This window comes from Enterobacter sp. 22452 (genome assembly GCF_052045065.1).
In the GTDB taxonomy this organism is placed as follows: domain Bacteria; phylum Pseudomonadota; class Gammaproteobacteria; order Enterobacterales; family Enterobacteriaceae; genus Enterobacter; species Enterobacter mori.
In genome coordinates this window covers 65,869-84,178 of the sequence record NZ_JBQEOB010000002.1, presented here as the reverse complement: position 1 = coordinate 84,178, position 18,310 = coordinate 65,869, and the positions used below count along the sequence as shown (strand labels likewise).

Sequence of the window (18,310 nt, the reverse complement as noted above, 5' to 3'; positions counted from 1 at the left end):
GGATTCTCAGGTCAAGGGATCAGTTGAGGGCGCTGGTGGCGGTCATGGCAACGGTTTTGGCGTTAACCGGCATACCCGGCATAAATACTTTTTGTAAACCCTCGACGATGACTTTATCGCCAGGGTTCAGCCCCTGCTGCACGATGCGTAGCCCGTCTGCCAGACGTCCCGGTGTGATATCGCGACGCTGTGCTTTGCCTTCTTTATCAACCACGTAAACATACTTGCGATCCTGATCGGTCAGCACCGCTTTGTCGTCGACAAGCGTGGCTTTGAATTCCGCGCTGCCCGGCAGGCGTACGCGGGCAAAGAGTCCCGGCGTGAACTGACGCTGCGCGTTATCCAACAGCGCGCGCATGCGGATGGTGCCGGTACTCGGCGTTAGCTGATTATCCAGAAAATCCACTTTGCCCTGATGGGGATACCCCTCCTCGCCCGTCAGGCCAATCTCAACCGGTAGCGCCGTGTGATTGCTGGACGCCCCCTGCCCGCTGCGGGCCAGATTTTGATAGTGAAGGTAGGTCGACTCATCCACGTCAAAGTAGACGTAAACCGTCTTCTGCGAGACCAGCGTGGTGAGGACGCTGGCAGTGTCGCCCGCGGTGACCAGATTCCCGCTGGTGATCAACGCCCGGCTGGCGCGGCCGTCGATAGGCGCGGTCACTTTGGTGAAGTCCAGGTTGAGCTGCGCCGCGTCAACCGCCGCCTGCGCGGCGCGAATGTCGGCCTGCGCCTGAACGGCGGCCGAGCGACGTTGCTCCCACTCTTCCCGTGAGACCAGATGGGTGTTGATCAGCTTATCGGTACGGTTAGCCTCACTTTGCGTCAGGCTGGCCTGCGTTTTGGCTCTCGCCAGGTTCGCCTGCGCCTGTTCCAGCGCGGCGCGATAGGTTCGGTCATCAATGGTGAACAGCACCTCGCCCTTCTTCACTTCCTGGCCGTCGGTGTAATTCACTTTATCAATGTAGCCGGACACGCGCGGACGTAGCTGAACGCTCTCCACCGCTTCGATCCGGCCGTTAAAGCTATCCCACTGGCTGATGGATTTCACGACCACGTTAGCGGCACTGACGGCGGGCGCAGGTGGCGCGGCGTTTTGCGCGACGCTGTTATCACACCCGACGAGCAGCACGGAGGCGAACATCGCCCCCAGCGCGCTCAGATGAAAGTTACCCCAGTTTTTTTGCAGGCTCATTATTTTTATTCCGGTAATTGTAGCCGCCGGGCAAGACGCAGCGGGAGGCGCTGCGCCACTTCCTTTGTCCGGTGGCTGGCTTAAGGCCATTTGTGTCGGTCATCGCCACAAAACTGTAACAGTTGCGAATACACTATTCCCGGCGATTGTAGGAAGGCGCTTAATTAAGTGCAAGAATAATTGTTGCACTTTATGTGCTATTTGAGTCGATGTTAAAACACCTGTTTCGCTCAGGGATTTAAATGCAATAATAAAACTTGCAATTAACATAAAAACGCGCCACCTTTAAATGCAACAGATAAAGATACTTTTATACAGGCAGCATGAGGATAACCAGATGAACACTGGCGCATTTATGCAAGATTTACTCGACTGGATCGACAACAACCTGGATAGCCGTCTGGATATTGAGTCCGTTGCCAGGCGTTCCGGCTACTCAAAATGGCACCTTCAGCGTCTGTTTAAGGAACATACTGGCTACCCCCTCGCCGGTTACATTCGCGCGCAAAAGCTGCGAAAATCGGTTGAGCGCTTAACCCACAGCGACGAGCCGATTTTGAACGTGGCGATCGCGCTGGGCTTTGACTCCCAGCAGTCCTTCAACCGCAGCTTTAAGCGTCAGTATGGTCAGGCGCCTGGGGCATGGCGGCGGAGTATGGGTGGCCCGGAAACGCAGCAGCTTCGCCAGTAATGCATATTTTGCTGCAACTTCGATCTGTAGCTGCTATACTGTATATAAATACAGTATAGCGAGGTGCACGATGGCTGTTGAAACAAAATTTGTTGTCGTAAGAAAAGGTGAAGAGAAAATGACTTTTGCCAGTAAGAAAGAAGCTGACGCTCACGACAAGCTGCTTGATATGGCAGACGCGTTCACCGACTGGCTGTTGCAAAGCGGAATGCAGATGGATGAAACGCAGGCTGAAAATCTTGGCCTGTATCTCGCCGAGCAGAAAGAGACCGTGCAGCATATTCTGCGTACCAGCAAACTTCCCGATCTCACTGCCCCAGCTGCAACGGATAAAACTGAATCCGATGCGGCTGACACGAAAAAAATCAGGGCTGTAAAAGCGGCCTGATTGTCAGAAAAATCATCACCGATCCTGTAGCCGTAAGCAGACATCTGCTTGCGGCTTTTTTGGTGGTCTGTAGAGATCCACATATGATCGCTATCAGTGCACAGTACGATTGTCTATATAAAACCTTTTATATCATCTACTATGTCAATTCCTGCCCAAAACATAATTAATTAGCTAAAGCTGAAGAACCAATTTTGCCATAGAACTGATGTCGCTCAGAACAATCTTTATTAATCCGTAGGGATGAGAATAATTTAGCACCACCTTCAATGAAGGTGGCGTTTTACAGTTATCTATTAACAATAGCTGACCGAGCCTCCTCCATAAAATTGATTCTTCCAGCCGACATACCAAATTTTTTGTATTTATAACGAAAATAAGCTGACATACGATCTTCATGCGTTGACATAATAATCTGACGCCCTGCGAATTCTGTTCGCAGTAACTCAATGAAGCCAGCTATATTAATTTCGTCCAAAGTTTGAACAGGATCATCTATGAGCAACAGAGAATGTTTAGCATATCGCTGATTTAATGCTAGAGTAAAGGAAAGTACCAGTGCTGAAAGCTGACCCGAACTCATGGAAAAGACGGCATCATGCTCTTGCCCAGGTTTTTCATTGAAAGCGATTGAATTGCCATCATTCTCTATGAAGATACCAAGCCCTTGCTGATAGCTTTGCATTAGGCGGCCGGAATAGATGTGAAATAATATTTCAATCTCTTTAACTATAGATTCAAGATATACTCTCTTCTCACCCTCATAAATTTTTTTAATTTTATTAAGATGCACCCTTAGTTTTTCTGCCTTTTTTAAAGACAAGGCCGACTTATTATAGGCATCTTCACACTCTAAAATATATTTAGACGATGCAATTGATTTTTGTTGTGTTAAATATAATTTTTTTTGTTCAAATTTCGGAATGGAAATATATTTAACCACGTTAGAATCGTTATTGAAAACTTCGCGATAAATCTTCTCAAAATCATCATGAATAAGACTATCATCAACTGCTCTAAATCTTTCATAAATACGTCGAGCGAAATCATCTTGTGATTGTTGAGTTAAAGGTTCAAATTTTTCGCATAGTAAATCCTGAAAATCAATTCCTTCATCTCGCAATAATTTATGATAGTTTTCTAACCAATAAATTTGCTCCTCTGACAGGTTCATTAATTGACGTTTTCGCTCAATACTTTCTTTATTTTGCTCAAGATACTTCTGGAGTATAATTTCAATCGGCGCTTGCCAATTACGCCTGAAATTAGTTAATGCTTGTGAGAATTGATCATTCTGTTGTTCGGCTAAATTTTCAAGCGTTATACGTTGGATTTCAATTCCTTCCAGTAAAGCATCCGCCGTTGGCCAAGAATGGCCACACGTTGGGCAAATATTAGTTAAATCATAGTGAGCTTGATGCTCTCTGAAAGCACTTACCATTTGCTCACGCGATTGCAGCATAGCCGCATAGCACTCCTGAACCTTATCTGAATTGGTTAACTGCGCCTTTAGCATGGCGACCTGTTGGTGAAAATCATCCGGTGAAAGGATTTCTGTTAGGAGTGTGACTAGCGGAGCAGTGAGTATCAAACGATTTTCACCAATAGCCTTGATAATATCTTTAAATGCATCACTGAGTGTCAAAACAGATTCAAAACAAGCAACATCATCCTGCCATTGTTCCCTTTGTTCAAGAACTCGATAATACATCAAAAACCTTTGTTGCAACTCCTTTTTAGGAAGGAGCTTTTTCACCAATGTATTGTTATACAATTGATTTTCATATTGTTCGAAATTTTCAATAAAACGTTGAATGCGGAATAACTCTCCATCTGCAGATAACCACTGATCGAATTGTTGTATATCAACCTCCACAACATCACGGTCCCATGGTTGTTCTGTAATGGTGATAATCCTTTCATATGCAACCGAATTACCTGCCGGTAACATTTGTTGTTTAGCTAGTTCCCATTTATTTTTAAGCTGGTCAAGCTCGGCATATCTCTGCGGATTACACAGCTTACCTATCTTGGTTGAAGCCAGATTAATGTTATTAATTTTATCTTGAATATCGCCAATATCAAATAGATGAGCAATCTGGCCCTGTCTATCTTTTTCTTTTTGTTTTAGTAAGCGAGTATTTTCTTCTTGCTCAACATAATGGAATAATTCAAAATCACGTTGATATTGCTCCCCTAGTAAGATAGAGAGATATGATTCCTCTTTTGAAATTGCCTCTCCTCGTTCCGAATTAAAGTCGGCTAATTCATATAAAGGAAGCTTTAAATCAGTAACACCTTTATGTTCATCAAGCACTGATTTGCTGACAGCTCTCTCAAGAAAATAACTTATCCCATCAACCAAGATCTCGGCACGGATTGAGAGCCAATCATCATCATTCGCTTCTTTGAATAGCCAAGGACAACCCGTTTTCAAACTGCGTCTATCTACTGTAAGTTCTTCGAGTTCAATATAGCGCCGAATTTTTCCTGTCAGCAAAAGCTCCAAAGCATCAAAAAAAGATGATTTCCCGAAACCATTTGGACCGTCAAGAACAACTAGATGCTCACTTTCAAGAGTCAAATCTAATTTCTTAAAGACTTTAAAATTTCGTACTTCCAAGCGCTTAACAATCAATTTCATAACCTGCCTCAGATAATTTGTCATCCAAGAGAACTAATAGCTCTTCTGGTAATACATCCTGCGACACAATATAATCAGCTAAAGCGTCAATACCCTTGTCGATTGCTATTACAAGAGAAGGATTATCTGTTCGCTGAATTTTTTCAGCAATACTACGTTCAAGACTTGCCAAATTAGAGTTATCGAAACTATTAACAGCGATAAAAGGGAGTTTTATTGCAATTCTATATAGTAGGCTTTGCCATCCACCTTGTAGGTAATGAGATTTATATTCTACAAATGTGTTAGGTGAAGTGATCAACTCTTGAAACACCGCCGCAATTCTCTGAATATCAATCTGTTGATATAAAGCTTCAAGCTCTGCAGTAGTATATGGGAGTACGTGTTTCTTGAAGAAGAAGCTATCTTCTTCCGCATGATGAATTCTTTTACTAGAAAGTACATTTGGGCTGTCAGTGTTCCATACTATTAATAAATTGATATTTTTTTCAAGCGCAGGATCGGATGTCATTGCTTTGCATTCATTCAACCATTTTGCCTGTATTTCAGGTGTAATTATCGGTTCACCAAAGACTACTAACCAGTAGTTTTTCTTTCCTGACATACTATATTCATATAACGCTAAATCTGTGGGGAATTTTCGCGTCAGTCCTTGCGATTCAAATAATTGCTCAATCAGATTATGCATCTTTCAAACTCTCAGGTACATTGTTTAAAGAAACCATTGCTACCCTCTTATAATTTCCGATTCGGTGTTCCCTCATCAGTTCGTTTTCATCGGTGTCAACTCCCTCAGTTGCGTCAATACCTACGAGCACATCAGATATTGAGGGTCTGTCTATAGCACTGGTAATTAGTACACCGCACTCAAATAAACATTCCACATCTTCGCTAATTGCCTGCTTCATTATGTCATGACATATAGTATCCTGATGCTCTGTAGCATGATGGATGCCTGTTGGAAAGTAGAAACGCCCGTTGTCAAGCCAAGAAAATGCCACGCTAGAACCTTCTTGTTGTGAAGCATGAATTAGTTTCCAGAAAATTGTAAACATCCCTAGTCGCATTGCATCACGATCGAGTGATTGATCCTTAAATTCATTAAGGGTCTTAAAACGCCCCGTTTTATGCGGCATAGTTGCTCGAAGGAATCCCTTCATTCCTTCAACATCCAAGGCATTGATAGCTGCCAGATAGTCATCCAATTTTTGACATGCACTTTGGGAAAGACCATCTTGGCTCTCACAAAACTCTTGGTAATATGTGCCAATATCGATCTGCAAACGACTAAGGAAGAAAGACTCATTTTCAAACGGAGCATAATCATCTGCTTCAATTACATCATACAATTCAGAAAACTCTATGAATTCGTTTGCTGCAATTGCCCTCTGATTGCGCAAAGAATCGTGTATTAGATTATGAGTTAAAATGACTTTAGCATTAACTATTGCCTCAAGTGTGTTTTGGATATTTGCAACAACATTAATTTTCCATGCAGGGAAAGCTCCGACGTTAGAAATTAGGTTGGAAATTTTATTTCGAATCATTGCATCTACTTCATTCAGTGGGCAAAAGGATTGTGTGCCATTCCCCTCTGTAGCCTGCAAAACAGGATAAGTGTAAAACCTTACTGGTCCATATTCGGTCTCAAATGTTGCCGGGATGTTCGTTACTGCTCGAGCCACATGGAAATAGGCCAAGTGTACTCCTCTCTGCCTCGCATTATCCCGTTGAGCACTGATACCATCTCTATAGGCGGAGAAGTGCGTATCCTTATACGCTTTGACCTGATGCATTGACATGCATTGCTGTTGACGAAAAATTGCAAAATCGTCCTGACTTTCTAATTGCAGTCTCAAATCCCGGTTAGCTTCATAATCTGCGAACATCATCTTCAAACAATGGTAAAGCGCCAGCTTGCCTTGATAGACAAACCCACTCCATGTAGAAATGGCTGTGTGTGGAAAAAGTTGAGGAGCTGCTGTCATGAGATCCCTTAATATCTTTAGATTCGCATAATTGGGGCATCTACTATTCGGAGACGATTCCCATCCAATTGCGATTTTAAGTATATAGCCTATTGACATATAAAATACCCTTAGAATCTTCGCGAATTTTGATCTACTCCCTAGATTTACATGCTTTTTGCTTATGATATCCTTACACTAAATTTTGGTTGTTCGGTACGCCTGCCAAGGTTCGACTCCACACTGGAACTACTGTACTAAACCCGCCCCCCTTTGAAGGGAACTGCTAACCCAACAAACAAGTTTGCTCACCGTTGGTTGATAAAGTTTGCCTCTAATGTGATACGCGAATAACTATGAACTTTCGCATATCGCTCAAAAATGAAGTTATATTGACTAAATGCTTAGTTTTTTAACTGAAATGTCCCTTCATAAAACCTGGTAGCTATACAAACGCACCAGGCTGTTACGTTAATACGTGTTTACCCCTTAACGAGGAATCGCGCATGACCCCACACCCGCTACGCCAGATCATTGAGTCCTGTGACCACGCCATCACTACCAAAAACTATGACGCCCTGATGGAGTGCTACGCCGACGACGCGGCTCTGGTGGTCAAGCCCGGCATGACCGTGAAAGGCAAAGACAATATCCGCAGAGCGTTTATAGCCATTTCTGATTATTTTCAGGGCCAGCTGATTGTCGAACAAGGAGAGATGGAGGTAATCGAAGGTGGCGGCAATGCCCTCGTTATCATGGAAACCGTGCTGCGTTTTCCTGATGGTAAGGGTGGGACCACAGAAATGTCGCGTCGCGCGACCTATGTTTTTCGGCAGGAAAGCGACGGTCGCTGGCTTTGTACTATCGACAACTCCTACGGCACGTCGCTTCTGGATACCGGGAACTGATCGCATTAATTACGTGATTTCAAAGGGGCGCTGCCGCCCCTCCCCGCCAGCGTCCTTAATGCGCAGTAATGCGTGGCTCCTTAACAAACTCAGCCAGCAGCCACACCATATCGTGCAGCAGGCCCGTTAGCTCTTTCGCTACGTGAACGGGCAGCGTTCCACCCATCACCGCCTGTGTCAACGCCAGAACATAGTCCACCTGAGTCAGGGTGTCCTGCCAGCAGTCCGGCACGCAGGAGTTCAGTTTCTCACCCATGATCAACTGTTCTATCAGGTGTGGAGGAAGATCGACATCGCAGAGTTTACGCAGCCTGTGCAGGGCCTGAAGAAGACGCTCGCACAGCGCAGTACGGCTCGTGACATCATCGGTTTCGACCAGCACGCTCACCAGCGCGGCGCAGTTGTCGGCGACGTCAAATAGATCGGCATCAGCCGGAAGCGGTCGGGAGATAAGTTGCAGAATGACGTTTTCGTCAGACGGAAGATAAGTCAGGGTTGGGATAGTAGCCATACAAGGCATCCTTCTATATGTAGTTTATGTAACCACCCTTTGAGTTCCTACGCTCGGGGGGTAGCGCTGACAGAGGTAGGAATACCGCCCATATAGAAAAACGGCTAGCCTTACGGCTGCTCCGTCAGCGCCACCGCTATTGTAACGAGATCGGCACTGCTGCGACATACGTAATGTCACTATATGGTTGACGGGTTCCTACGCCCGATTGCGGATGTGCCGCAACGCAGGCACTTTACGACCGCGACCCGTTGAGAAAAAGACATAACACTTAATTTCATAAGGTTACTTTGCGGTTTGCGAGGCGCCTTCCAGAATGACAACGCTGCCCTCAATTTTAAGCGTATCAATCACCGCTCCAGCGCAGGCGACACGACACGCTACGGTGCGGATATTGGGTTGTCGCCAGGCCGCGGCAGCTAATAGGGTATTCAGGATATTATCAGCCGTTCAGCCATCCGGGTGTTTAAATGGTTAAAATAAAATAATATTTACATTGCGGTAATAAATATTCTATGTCTTAATAGCGTCATCGGTTTGGAAAACAGACCTTATGAAAGCAGTTTTAGTAAAGCAGTCCTCAGTTCAGGTGTTATCCTTAGATATCCCTTCTTCATGAGCCTTCTCCTAAGTGCCAAATAAGTAACTCTCTCAATACAGGCCATCATCGCCGCACTATGTGGCTCATAAATTAAGGAATTATCTATGTCTAATAAAATGACTGGTTTAGTAAAATGGTTCAACGCAGATAAAGGTTTTGGCTTTATCACTCCTGACGACGGCAGCAAAGATGTATTCGTGCATTTCTCTGCAATCCAGGGCGATAACTTCAAAACTCTGGATGAAGGTCAGAAAGTGTCCTTCACCATTGAAAATGGCGCTAAAGGCCCTGCGGCCGGTAACGTCACTGCACTGTAATAGGTGCTCATTATCAGTGGCGCTTACGATAGCGATGAAGGCGTTGGCCTGAGCAGTTATGTGCTACTGATAATAAAATGAACCCGCCCCGAGCGGGTTTTTTATTTATACTCCCTGACGTCTTAATCTCTTCAAATATTTTTAAAAAATAAGTCATCATCATTTTAAACGTGTATTGTTTTTGTCCCCTTATAGCAGGAGCTCCCTATGTCAGTACGTAAAAAAACACAAACTCATCGTAATTATTTAGTGAAATGCACATGTCCAGGCTGTGCAAAAGATTCAGAACACAGCTTTAGCCGCGTTCAGAAAGGCTCTCAACTTGTCTGTCCGTCTTGCAATACCCTCTTTAAATCTTCCAAATAAATGAAGGCGTGTTCCTGCCATTATCTTTATCCCTGAAATAAACCTATATTTTCAGCGTGTCGATCACCACCCTCAGGGCAGGCGACACGTTGCGGTGCGGATAATAGAGATACAACCCGTCCATGCGCAGGCTATATCGCTGCAACACCCGGATCAGCGTGCCACGCTCCAGATCGTCAGCCACCAGCTCCACCGGAACATAGGCCAGCCCAAGCCCCAGCCGGGCGGCTTCGGCTTCCATGTAGCTGTCAGACAGCGCCCATTGCCCCTCTGGCCGATGGGTGATTTTTTTCCCGTCCTGCACCAGTTCCCACTGATAGTCACTACCGTCGGCAAACTGGTAGGCAATGCAGGGATGCGCCACTAAATCGGCTGGCGTCTGCGGAAAACCGTAGCGTCTGAAGTGTTCCGGGGCAGCCACTGCGGCCATTTCCATATCAGGCGTGATACGCACGGCAATCATTCCCTGCCCCACTTCCGGCCCCAGTCTGACACCCGCATCGAACCGCTCGGCGATAATGTCGACGAAGCGGCTTTCATTCATCAGCTCCAGCCTGATGTCCGGGTAACGCTGTTTAAAAATGGCGAGCTTTGGCAGCAGACATTTATCGATAGCATGCTGGCTGGCATTAATACGCACCGTGCCGGACGGCGTCTGACGATAGTGTGCCAGGGTCGCCAGCCCCGTATCGAGCGTATCGAATGCAGACTCGGCGGTCTGATAAAGCTGTTCCCCGGCATGGGTGAGCGAGAGCTTGCGCGTGGTGCGGACCAGAAGTTGAACGCCCAATCGCGCTTCCAGCTCGCGAACCGAGCGGCTGATCCCGGATTGCGCCAGCCCAAGCCGAAGCGCGGCCGCCGTGAAGCTCCCCTCCCGTACCACCTGCATGAACAGGTACAGCTCATTATAGTTTTCCCGTTTCGCCATCATACCCACCAATTTATAACAATATGATATGAATCCTAGCAGCTTTCTCCCTCTAATCTGCACTCTTTCTGCTAACTATAATGACCGCAACACAACAACCCAGGGTTCATATCCATGAAAACATTTACCCAAAAACTGTCCGTTGCGATGCTGCTATGTGCATCATTAAGTGGAGTGACAACAATGAGTTATGCAGAAACCACCAACCCAAACGCGCCTGTTTCGATGGTGAGGACATGGGATAAAACCTTCGCCGAAAGTGACAAAGTCGATCACCGTAAGGTGTCCTTCCAGAACCGATACGGGATCACCCTGGTGGGCGATCTGTATCTTCCCAAAAACCGCGGCGACCGCAAGCTGGCGGCGATTGCGGTCAGTGGGCCGTTTGGCGCGGTCAAAGAGCAGTCCAGCGGACTGTATGCGCAGACCCTGGCGGAGAATGGGTTTGTGACCCTGGCGTTCGATCCGTCCTATACGGGCGAAAGCGGTGGCCAGCCGCGCAACGTCGCGTCTCCGGATATCAACACCGAAGACTTTAGCGCGGCGGTGGACTTCCTGGGGTTGCAGAAAGAGGTTGATCGTAACCGCATTGGTATTCTCGGCATCTGCGGCTGGGGCGGTATGGCGCTGAATGCGGCCTCCATGGACACCCGCGTGAAAGCGGTCGCCACCAGCGTGATGTACGACATGAGCCGGGCGATGGGCCACGGCGTGGGCGACGGGAAAGATCGCTACTCAACGTCTGATCGCCGTGCCGTTCTGCAGTATCTGAACGCACAGCGCTGGAAAGATGCTGAGAATGGGACCTTCGCGCACGGCGGTCATGACATTTATGTCGATGAGAACGGCAAGGTGACGGCGGCTGAGCGTATTCTGCCAGAGGCGTTGCCAGCAGACCCGCACCCGGTACTGAAGGAGTTCTATGACTACTACCGCATGCCGCGCGGCTTCCATGCGCGCTCCGTCAACTCCACCGGCGCATGGACCGCGACCACACCATTATCCTTTATGAATATGCCGCTGCTGAGCTATGCCGGGGAAATTACTATCCCGACGCTTATCGTAACCGGTGAAAAGGCACACTCCCGCTACTTTGCTGAAGATGCGTTTAAAGCGGTCGGCAGCAAGCAGAAGGAACTGGTGATTGTTCCGGGCGCAAACCATGTCGATCTGTACGACAACGTTGCCGGGAAGATCCCGTTTGGCCAGTTTGAGCAGTTCTTCAAAACCAGCCTGAAATAAACCTCTCCGCCGCCCGTGTTGAGCGGGCGGTGCTTCGTGAAAGATGACTATGTCCACTCTGAACCCTGCCACCTCACAGAATGAGGAACGCGCGCACTGGGGCGGTATTTTTGCCATGACCCTGTGCGTATTTGTCCTGATTGCCTCGGAATTTATGCCCGTCAGCCTGCTCACGCCCCTGGCCAGAGATTTGGGCGTTACAGAGGGGCTCGCTGGCCAGGGGATCGCGATTTCCGGCACGCTGGCGGTTCTGACCAGCCTCTTCCTTTCCCGGCTTGCCGGGAATATGAACCGCAAACACCTTCTGCTGGGCATGACGATCCTGATGGCGCTCTCGGGGATGATTATCGCTTTCGCCCCAAACTATCTGGTTTACATGACAGGCCGCGCGCTGATTGGTATCGCAATAGGTGGGTTCTGGTCCATGTCTGCCGCAACGGCCATTCGCCTTGTTCCGCAGCATCAGGTATCGCGCGCGCTGGCGATATTCAACGGAGGGAACGCGCTGGCGACAGTGGTGGCAGCCCCACTGGGGAGCTATCTCGGCGCCACCATTGGCTGGCGCGGTGCCTTCCTGTGCCTGGTTCCCGTAGCGATAGTCGCCTTCATCTGGCAGTGTTTTAGCCTGCCGGGTATGAAAGGGAATCAGTACGATGCCTCGCGTGGAAGCGTTTTTCGTTTGTTCCGACAGCGGGCGGTCTCTGTGGGTCTGCTGGCCTGCGGCCTGTTCTTTATGGGACAGTTTGCGCTGTTTACCTATGTGCGGCCGTTTCTTGAAACCGTCACGCAGGTCAGTCCCTCTGGCTTATCGCTGATTTTACTCACCATCGGCGTCGCGGGTTTTGTTGGCACACTGCTCGTTGCCATGGTTCTGAACGCGGCGTTTTACCAGACGTTAATCGCCATTCCCCTGCTGATGGCCGTCATTGCCAGCGTGTTGATACTGACCGGTCACAGCCTGTGGATCGTTGCCCTGCTGTTAAGCTTCTGGGGGATGCTGGCGACGGCGGCTCCCACGGGATGGTGGACATGGATTGCGCGAACGCTGCCGCAAGATGCCGAAGCCGGTGGCGGGTTAATGGTCGCAGTGATCCAGCTCGCCATTGCGCTCGGCTCAACGGCGGGCGGTATGGTGTTCGATCATAGCGGCTGGCAGAGCACGTTTGCATTGAGCGGAATATTGCTCCTGGGCGCGGTTGTGTTGACGCTTCTGCTTTCGCGTCTTCACAAATCACTCGCCGGATGATTTGTTGACGCTTTTCTTCACCGCTGGTGTATTGTTTTTAAACGATTCATCACTCTGAAGAGAAGCGGCGACATGATTAATATCCTCGGCAAAACCACCTCCATCAATGTTCGTAAAGTGCTCTGGACCTGCGAAGAAGCAGGCCTCGCGTATCAACAGGAAGACTACGGCAGCGGTTTTGCCTCAACGGAAACGGATGCCTTCCGCGCGCTGAACCCCAACGCCATGGTGCCGGTCCTGATTGACGGTGATTTCGTGCTGTGGGAGTCCAACGCCATCTGCCGTTATCTGGTGCGCAAGGCCGGACGTCACGAGCTGCTGCCCGCAGAGCCGCAGGCCTGCGCCAACGTTGAGCGCTGGATGGACTGGCAGGCAACCGAATTCAATAACGCCTGGCGCTATGTCTTCCCGGCGCTGGGGCGTAAAAACCCGGACTTTAACGACCCTGAGCGCATTGCGGCGGGAATAAAAGAGTGGAACCACTGCATCACCATTCTGGAAAACCAGCTGCAGCGCACCGGCGCCTTTGCGGCGGGCGAGACGTTTACCCTTGCGGACGTGGTGCTTGGGCTGTCGGTGAATCGCTGGAAGATGACGCCGTTTGATAAGCCCGGCGTGCCCGCGATTGAGGCCTGGTTTGAACGTCTCAACCAGCGCCCGGCGTTTTTGCGTCACGGCAATAACGGCATGATGTAAAGTATTTACGCCCCCATGTTGAGCAAGGATATTTTATTTAATTACTAAACCCTGAAACGTGTCAGAGGGAATAATAATTAAGCCATATCCTGGACAGCCCGTTGCACCGCTTTGCTAGCCTGACAATTCAGGCAACGCTCAACCTGGAGGTATTCTTGCTGATTAGACTCAAGAAAGAACGAACGCATAAGGAGGATCGCCGGCTTGCTCTCTGGCTGGCGACCTCGGCAGGTTTACTGAATGCCATTGCCCTCGGCGCATTTGGTTTTTTCCCCTCACACATGACCGGCAACACCTCACAATTATCCAGCGAAGTCTCTTCCACCGACCTGAGCGATATGATTTTCTTCGGGTCGATTATTCTCTCCTTTGTCGCAGGCGCCATTATTGCGCGCACGATCGTGATATGGGGCATTATCCATAACGTCCGGCTGGTTTTTTGCCAGATCCTGTTTGTTGAAGGGATATTGCTGACCTGCGTCTCCTTCTACGAAATGTTTTTTCATACCCTCACGAGCAACCGCGAAATTATTCTTTTTCTGTGCGGCCTGATGGGCATTCATAATTCCACTTCCACGCAGCTGTCCAGCGGACGGGTAAGATCGACGCACATTACCGGGACGCTAACAGACGCGGGGATATCCCTGGCCTCCGTACTGGTGGCAATGCTCCGCAGGGATTACTCCAAAGATACGGCGGCACAAAAAAGCCAGCTGAAAACCCACTTAACCACCCTTTTCTCGTTTATTACTGGCGGTATCGCGGGACTGTTGCTGTTCAGGTGGATCGGGTTTAACGCCATGCTGGCGCTCGGGTTGATGCTCGCCGTGGTCGCTATCGTTTCAATTATCACCGTCTCGACGCGGGTTCGACGGGTCCGTGCTTCTCAATGCAGATCATGATCGATATTCGGTGTAAGCGCTTTTTAAATGTGACGGTGTCACTTTTAAAAAAGCGCTTTAGGACTATTCTGCCTGCACCACGATCAGCCCTTACGCCATAAGGCTTAACCCGAGGTTGTCACTGTTTTCATAGGGTTACTGATTTTACCCCTTCGCTGGAACCCTTCCCAAACGCTTGCTATAGGTGAAATACCCCTGCCGAAACATGGCATAACAACAGGCAACCGGTGGTTGCTATAACGCATGCGCACAGGGAGACACACCGCAATGCACCCATTACTCAAACGTTCGCTGCTGTTTGTCGGCGCCATTATCGTGGTTCTCGCCCTGCTCGTCTGGGGCATCGGGCTGGAGACGATCAGGGCGCGCCAGGTTGACCTGGTCTATCTCGGGCAACAGCACATGATTCTGGTTTTCTCGTCGATGTTCTTTGCCCTGCTGGTCGGTATTCCGAGCGGGATCCTGCTGAGCCGCCCTGCGGCGCGAGGTATCGCCGAATACGTCATGCAAATCTTCAACGTCGGCAACACGCTGCCGCCTCTGGCCGTTCTGGCGCTGGCGATGGTGGTGATTGGCATTGGCGATACGCCCGCCATCATCGCCCTGTTCCTCGCCTCGCTGCTGCCGATAGTGCGTAACACCTACGCCGGGCTGTGCTCGGTTCCGCCGTCGCTGCTGGAAGCGGCAAACGGCATCGGGATGACCAAATGGCAGCGTCTGCGTCAGGTTGAGCTGCCAGCCGCCTGGCCGGTGATGCTTTCGGGGATCCGCATTGCCACCGCCATTAACGTCGGTACCGCGCCGCTGGCGTTCCTGATTGGTGCCAGCAGCTACGGCGAGCTGATTTTCCCCGGTATTTACCTGAACGATTTCCCAACCCTGATCCTCGGCGCGGCGGCCACCGCCCTGTTCGCCCTGATCCTCGATACCCTGCTGGCGGCGCTGGGTCGAGTGATGAGTCCCCATCTCGCTCGATAACAATAACAAGGAGCTTTTATGAGACTGTTTTCCGGCCTGACGGCGCTGTGTGCCGCGGCGCTGTTCACCAGCCAGGCGATGGCGGCCCCGCTGATTCTGGCGACCAAGAGCTTTACCGAGCAGCACATTCTCTCGGCAATGACCGTGCAGTACCTGCAAAAGAAAGGCTTTCAGGTGCAGCCGCAAACCAACATTGCCACGGTGATCTCCCGCAACGCGATGATCAACAAGCAGATTGACATGACCTGGGAGTACACCGGCACGTCGCTGATCATCTTTAACCACATCAACAAGCGCATGTCGCCGCAGGAGTCTTACGAGACGGTGAAACGCCTGGACGCGAAGCACGGTCTGGTCTGGCTCAAGCCTGCCGACATGAACAACACCTATGCCTTTGCCATGCAGCGCAAGCGCGCCGAGGCAGAACATATCAACACCATGTCGGAGATGGTGGCGAAGATTGAGCATATCCGTAAAACCAACCCGGACAAAAACTGGCTGCTGGGCTTAGACCTGGAGTTTGCCGGGCGCAGCGACGGTATGAAGCCGCTACAGGCGGCCTACAACATGGAGCTGGATCGCCCACAGATCCGCCAGATGGACCCGGGCCTGGTATACAACGCCGTACGCGACGGGTTTGTCGATGCCGGTCTTATTTACACCACGGACGGTCGCGTGAAGGGTTTCGACCTGAAAGTGCTGAAGGATGATAAAGGCTTCTTCCCGAGCTACGCGGTGACGCCGGTGGTGCGTAAAGACACGCTGGAGGCCAACCCCGGCCTGGAAGAGGCGCTCAACACCCTCTCTGCCCAGCTCAACAACGACGTTATCACCGAACTGAACAAGAAGGTGGATATCGACCATCAGTCACCGCAGCAGGTCGCCCGCGATTTCCTGCGTAGCAAACAGCTGCTGTAGGAGGCGCTATGGAGACGATTCACTACATTCTCGATAACTGGGACTACCTGCTGACCCTGACGCTGCAGCATCTGTGGCTGGTGGCGCTGGCCGTAGGTTTAGCCATCATCATCGGCGTACCGCTGGGCATTCTGATTGTCCGCCACAAGTGGCTGGCAACGCCGGTGCTGGGGATAGCCACCATCGTGCTGACCATTCCGTCCATCGCCCTGTTTGGCCTGATGATCCCGCTGTTTTCGCTGATCGGTCAGGGTATCGGTGCCCTGCCAGCAATCACCGCTGTTTTTCTCTACTCATTGCTGCCGATTGTGCGCAATACCCATACGGCGCTCGACAGCCTGCCGCCTGGCCTGCGCGAAGCCGGGCGCGGCATCGGCATGACCTTCTGGCAGCGCCTGCGCTGGGTTGAGATCCCGATGGCGCTGCCGGTGATTTTCGGCGGGATCCGCACCGCCGTGGTGATGAACATCGGCGTGATGGCGATTGCCGCGGTGATCGGCGCGGGCGGTCTGGGGCTGCTGCTGCTCAATGGCATCGGCGGAAGCGATATTCGCATGTTGATTGCGGGCGCGCTGATGATTTGTCTTTTAGCGATTGTGCTCGACTGGCTGCTGCACCGTCTGCAGGTGGTACTGACTCCAAAGGGGATTCGATAATGATAAAACTGGAAAACCTCACCAAACAATTTTCACAGAAGCACGGCCAGACCTTTAAGGCCGTTGATAACGTCAACCTGAACGTGCCCGAAGGGGAAATGTGCGTCCTGCTCGGCCCGTCCGGCTGTGGGAAAACCACCACGCTGAAGATGATTAACCGCCTCATCACCCCGAGCAGCGGGACAATCCTGATCAACGGTGAAGACACCAGCGGGATGGACACCGTCACCCTGCGCCGCAACATTGGCTACGTGATCCAGCAGATTGGCCTGTTTCCGAACATGACCATCGAAGAGAACATCACCGTCGTGCCACGCATGCTGGGCTGGGATAAAGCGCGCTGCAAAACCCGCGCCGAAGAGCTGATGGATATGGTGGCGATGGATCCGCATAAGTTCCTCAACCGCTACCCGCGCGAGATGTCCGGCGGCCAGCAGCAGCGTATCGGCGTGATCCGCGCCCTGGCGGCGGATCCTCCGGTACTGCTGATGGATGAACCCTTCGGCGCGGTGGACCCGATCAACCGCGAGGTGATCCAGAACCAGTTCCTGGAGATGCAGCGCAAGCTGAAAAAAACCGTCATGCTGGTGAGCCACGATATCGACGAAGCCCTGAAGCTCGGTGACCGTATTGCGGTGTTCCGTCAGGGGAAAATCGTGCAGTGCGCCAGCCCGGATGAACTGCTGGCAAAACCGGCGAATGAGTTTGTCGGCTCGTTTGTCGGTCAGGACCGTACGCTGAAGCGTCTGCTGCTGGTATCCGCAGGAGACGTGACCGACCAGCAGCCGACCATTACGGTGCGGGGCTCTACCCCGCTTCCCGAAGCCTTTTCAACCATGGATGATAATGACATTCGCGCGATTACCGTGGTCGATGAGCACGGCAAACCGCTGGGCTTTGTGAAGCGTCGCGAAGCGCGTAACGCCAGCGGTACCTGCGCCGACATCCTGCATCCGTTCCGCATGACCGGCAAAGCGGAAGACAACCTGCGCGTGGTGCTTTCACGTCTGTATGAGAGCAATACCAGCTGGATGCCGATTGTGGATGAGGACGGGCGCTACAACGGCGAGATTTCTCAGGATTATATTGCCGAGTACCTGAGTTCAGGGCGTACGCGCCGGGCGCTGAATATTCATAGTGAGAGTTAATCTTTCAG

19 protein-coding genes are annotated in these 18,310 nt (G+C 50.5%); 13 read left to right on the top strand and 6 right to left on the bottom strand.

Annotated features, from left to right (window positions below; all coding sequences use genetic code 11):
* Window positions 1-19 precede the first annotated feature (19 nt).
* Window positions 20-1,195 (bottom strand): efflux RND transporter periplasmic adaptor subunit, encoded by a 1,176-nt coding sequence (locus tag ACTJJA_RS05675; protein WP_440666685.1) that lies wholly within the window; start codon window positions 1,193-1,195, stop codon window positions 20-22.
* Between the two features lie 337 nt (window positions 1,196-1,532).
* On the opposite strand from ACTJJA_RS05675, the gene ACTJJA_RS05670 reads away from it, so the two are divergent.
* Both ACTJJA_RS05670 and ACTJJA_RS05665 read left to right on the top strand, forming a co-directional pair.
* Entirely contained in the window at window positions 1,533-1,886 is a 354-nt protein-coding gene (locus tag ACTJJA_RS05670) for a helix-turn-helix domain-containing protein (RefSeq protein WP_440666683.1), read from the top strand.
* A 70-nt stretch (window positions 1,887-1,956) separates the two neighbouring features.
* Window positions 1,957-2,274, top strand: coding sequence for a YebG family protein (locus ACTJJA_RS05665; protein ID WP_109080919.1), 318 nt, complete (start codon window positions 1,957-1,959; stop codon window positions 2,272-2,274).
* A gap of 289 nt (window positions 2,275-2,563) precedes the next feature.
* On the opposite strand, the gene ACTJJA_RS05660 is transcribed toward ACTJJA_RS05665, so the two are convergent.
* The 3 genes from ACTJJA_RS05660 to ACTJJA_RS05650 are packed head-to-tail and all read right to left on the bottom strand — an operon-like array spanning window position 2,564 to window position 6,906.
* Entirely contained in the window at window positions 2,564-4,918 is a 2,355-nt protein-coding gene (locus ACTJJA_RS05660; protein ID WP_440666681.1) for an AAA family ATPase, read from the bottom strand.
* The gene (locus ACTJJA_RS05655) at window positions 4,902-5,606 is read right to left on the bottom strand and encodes an ABC-three component system middle component 1 (protein ID WP_440666679.1); all 705 of its coding nucleotides are present in this window, start codon (window positions 5,604-5,606) and stop codon (window positions 4,902-4,904) included. Before ACTJJA_RS05655 ends, ACTJJA_RS05660 begins: the two co-directional genes overlap by 17 nt.
* Window positions 5,599-6,906, bottom strand: coding sequence for an ABC-three component system protein (locus ACTJJA_RS05650; RefSeq protein ID WP_440666677.1), 1,308 nt, complete (start codon window positions 6,904-6,906; stop codon window positions 5,599-5,601). Before ACTJJA_RS05650 ends, ACTJJA_RS05655 begins: the two co-directional genes overlap by 8 nt.
* 485 nt (window positions 6,907-7,391) lie before the next feature.
* Here ACTJJA_RS05650 and ACTJJA_RS05645 point away from each other — a divergent pair, with 485 nt between their 5' ends.
* Window positions 7,392-7,793, top strand: a complete 402-nt coding sequence (locus tag ACTJJA_RS05645; protein ID WP_440666675.1) for a YybH family protein — start codon at window positions 7,392-7,394, stop codon at window positions 7,791-7,793.
* Window positions 7,794-7,848: 55 nt separating this feature from the next.
* Here the strand turns inward: ACTJJA_RS05645 and ACTJJA_RS05640 are convergent, their stop codons facing one another.
* Window positions 7,849-8,304, bottom strand: a complete 456-nt coding sequence (locus tag ACTJJA_RS05640; RefSeq protein WP_440666673.1) for a hypothetical protein — start codon at window positions 8,302-8,304, stop codon at window positions 7,849-7,851.
* Between the two features lie 705 nt (window positions 8,305-9,009).
* On the opposite strand from ACTJJA_RS05640, the gene cspE reads away from it, so the two are divergent.
* Both cspE and ACTJJA_RS05630 read left to right on the top strand, forming a co-directional pair.
* Complete coding sequence (cspE, locus tag ACTJJA_RS05635; protein WP_010430585.1) at window positions 9,010-9,222, top strand: transcription antiterminator/RNA stability regulator CspE; 213 nt, start codon at window positions 9,010-9,012, stop codon at window positions 9,220-9,222.
* Between the two features lie 207 nt (window positions 9,223-9,429).
* Window positions 9,430-9,588 carry a YnfU family zinc-binding protein gene (locus ACTJJA_RS05630; RefSeq protein WP_213329513.1) on the top strand — a complete coding sequence of 53 codons (159 nt, stop codon included), beginning with the start codon at window positions 9,430-9,432 and terminating at the stop codon, window positions 9,586-9,588.
* 43 nt (window positions 9,589-9,631) lie between these two features.
* On the opposite strand, the gene ACTJJA_RS05625 is transcribed toward ACTJJA_RS05630, so the two are convergent.
* A complete protein-coding gene (locus ACTJJA_RS05625) occupies window positions 9,632-10,516 on the bottom strand; it encodes a LysR family transcriptional regulator (protein ID WP_440667700.1) in 885 nt (294 codons plus the stop codon).
* A 114-nt stretch (window positions 10,517-10,630) separates the two neighbouring features.
* On the opposite strand from ACTJJA_RS05625, the gene ACTJJA_RS05620 reads away from it, so the two are divergent.
* From ACTJJA_RS05620 to osmV, 8 genes are all read left to right on the top strand, one after another.
* Complete coding sequence (locus ACTJJA_RS05620; protein WP_440666670.1) at window positions 10,631-11,758, top strand: alpha/beta hydrolase; 1,128 nt, start codon at window positions 10,631-10,633, stop codon at window positions 11,756-11,758.
* A gap of 49 nt (window positions 11,759-11,807) precedes the next feature.
* Window positions 11,808-13,004 (top strand): MFS transporter, encoded by a 1,197-nt coding sequence (locus ACTJJA_RS05615; protein WP_440666668.1) that lies wholly within the window; start codon window positions 11,808-11,810, stop codon window positions 13,002-13,004.
* Between the two features lie 72 nt (window positions 13,005-13,076).
* The gene (locus ACTJJA_RS05610; protein ID WP_440666666.1) at window positions 13,077-13,700 is read left to right on the top strand and encodes a glutathione S-transferase family protein; all 624 of its coding nucleotides are present in this window, start codon (window positions 13,077-13,079) and stop codon (window positions 13,698-13,700) included.
* 155 nt (window positions 13,701-13,855) lie between these two features.
* On the top strand, window positions 13,856-14,602 hold the full coding sequence (locus ACTJJA_RS05605; protein ID WP_440666664.1) for a YoaK family protein: 747 nt from the start codon (window positions 13,856-13,858) through the stop codon (window positions 14,600-14,602).
* A 267-nt stretch (window positions 14,603-14,869) separates the two neighbouring features.
* Window positions 14,870-15,580 (top strand): osmoprotectant ABC transporter permease OsmY, encoded by a 711-nt coding sequence (gene osmY / locus ACTJJA_RS05600; protein ID WP_440666662.1) that lies wholly within the window; start codon window positions 14,870-14,872, stop codon window positions 15,578-15,580.
* Window positions 15,581-15,598: 18 nt separating this feature from the next.
* Window positions 15,599-16,498 (top strand): osmoprotectant ABC transporter substrate-binding protein OsmX, encoded by a 900-nt coding sequence (gene osmX / locus ACTJJA_RS05595; protein ID WP_440666661.1) that lies wholly within the window; start codon window positions 15,599-15,601, stop codon window positions 16,496-16,498.
* Between the two features lie 8 nt (window positions 16,499-16,506).
* Window positions 16,507-17,154 carry an osmoprotectant ABC transporter permease OsmW gene (gene osmW / locus ACTJJA_RS05590; protein WP_006808875.1) on the top strand — a complete coding sequence of 216 codons (648 nt, stop codon included), beginning with the start codon at window positions 16,507-16,509 and terminating at the stop codon, window positions 17,152-17,154.
* The gene (gene osmV, locus ACTJJA_RS05585) at window positions 17,154-18,302 is read left to right on the top strand and encodes an osmoprotectant ABC transporter ATP-binding protein OsmV (protein WP_010430562.1); all 1,149 of its coding nucleotides are present in this window, start codon (window positions 17,154-17,156) and stop codon (window positions 18,300-18,302) included. Before osmW ends, osmV begins: the two co-directional genes overlap by 1 nt.
* Window positions 18,303-18,310 lie beyond the last annotated feature (8 nt).

Excerpts from the sequence above, each read along its gene's own strand:
- ACTJJA_RS05675 (WP_440666685.1), bottom strand. The coding sequence starts at position 1,195 with ATGAGCCTGCAAAAAAACTGGGGTAACTTTCATCTGAGCGCGCTGGGG.
- ACTJJA_RS05670 (WP_440666683.1), top strand. The coding sequence starts at position 1,533 with ATGAACACTGGCGCATTTATGCAAGATTTACTCGACTGGATCGACAAC.
- ACTJJA_RS05665 (WP_109080919.1), top strand. The coding sequence starts at position 1,957 with ATGGCTGTTGAAACAAAATTTGTTGTCGTAAGAAAAGGTGAAGAGAAA.
- ACTJJA_RS05660 (WP_440666681.1), bottom strand. The coding sequence starts at position 4,918 with ATGAAATTGATTGTTAAGCGCTTGGAAGTACGAAATTTTAAAGTCTTT.
- ACTJJA_RS05655 (WP_440666679.1), bottom strand. The coding sequence starts at position 5,606 with ATGCATAATCTGATTGAGCAATTATTTGAATCGCAAGGACTGACGCGA.
- ACTJJA_RS05650 (WP_440666677.1), bottom strand. The coding sequence starts at position 6,906 with ATGACAGCAGCTCCTCAACTTTTTCCACACACAGCCATTTCTACATGG.
- ACTJJA_RS05645 (WP_440666675.1), top strand. The coding sequence starts at position 7,392 with ATGACCCCACACCCGCTACGCCAGATCATTGAGTCCTGTGACCACGCC.
- ACTJJA_RS05640 (WP_440666673.1), bottom strand. The coding sequence starts at position 8,304 with ATGGCTACTATCCCAACCCTGACTTATCTTCCGTCTGACGAAAACGTC.
- cspE (WP_010430585.1), top strand. The coding sequence starts at position 9,010 with ATGTCTAATAAAATGACTGGTTTAGTAAAATGGTTCAACGCAGATAAA.
- ACTJJA_RS05630 (WP_213329513.1), top strand. The coding sequence starts at position 9,430 with ATGTCAGTACGTAAAAAAACACAAACTCATCGTAATTATTTAGTGAAA.
- ACTJJA_RS05625 (WP_440667700.1), bottom strand. The coding sequence starts at position 10,516 with ATGGCGAAACGGGAAAACTATAATGAGCTGTACCTGTTCATGCAGGTG.
- ACTJJA_RS05620 (WP_440666670.1), top strand. The coding sequence starts at position 10,631 with ATGAAAACATTTACCCAAAAACTGTCCGTTGCGATGCTGCTATGTGCA.
- ACTJJA_RS05615 (WP_440666668.1), top strand. The coding sequence starts at position 11,808 with ATGTCCACTCTGAACCCTGCCACCTCACAGAATGAGGAACGCGCGCAC.
- ACTJJA_RS05610 (WP_440666666.1), top strand. The coding sequence starts at position 13,077 with ATGATTAATATCCTCGGCAAAACCACCTCCATCAATGTTCGTAAAGTG.
- osmY (WP_440666662.1), top strand. The coding sequence starts at position 14,870 with ATGCACCCATTACTCAAACGTTCGCTGCTGTTTGTCGGCGCCATTATC.
- osmX (WP_440666661.1), top strand. The coding sequence starts at position 15,599 with ATGAGACTGTTTTCCGGCCTGACGGCGCTGTGTGCCGCGGCGCTGTTC.
- osmW (WP_006808875.1), top strand. The coding sequence starts at position 16,507 with ATGGAGACGATTCACTACATTCTCGATAACTGGGACTACCTGCTGACC.
- osmV (WP_010430562.1), top strand. The coding sequence starts at position 17,154 with ATGATAAAACTGGAAAACCTCACCAAACAATTTTCACAGAAGCACGGC.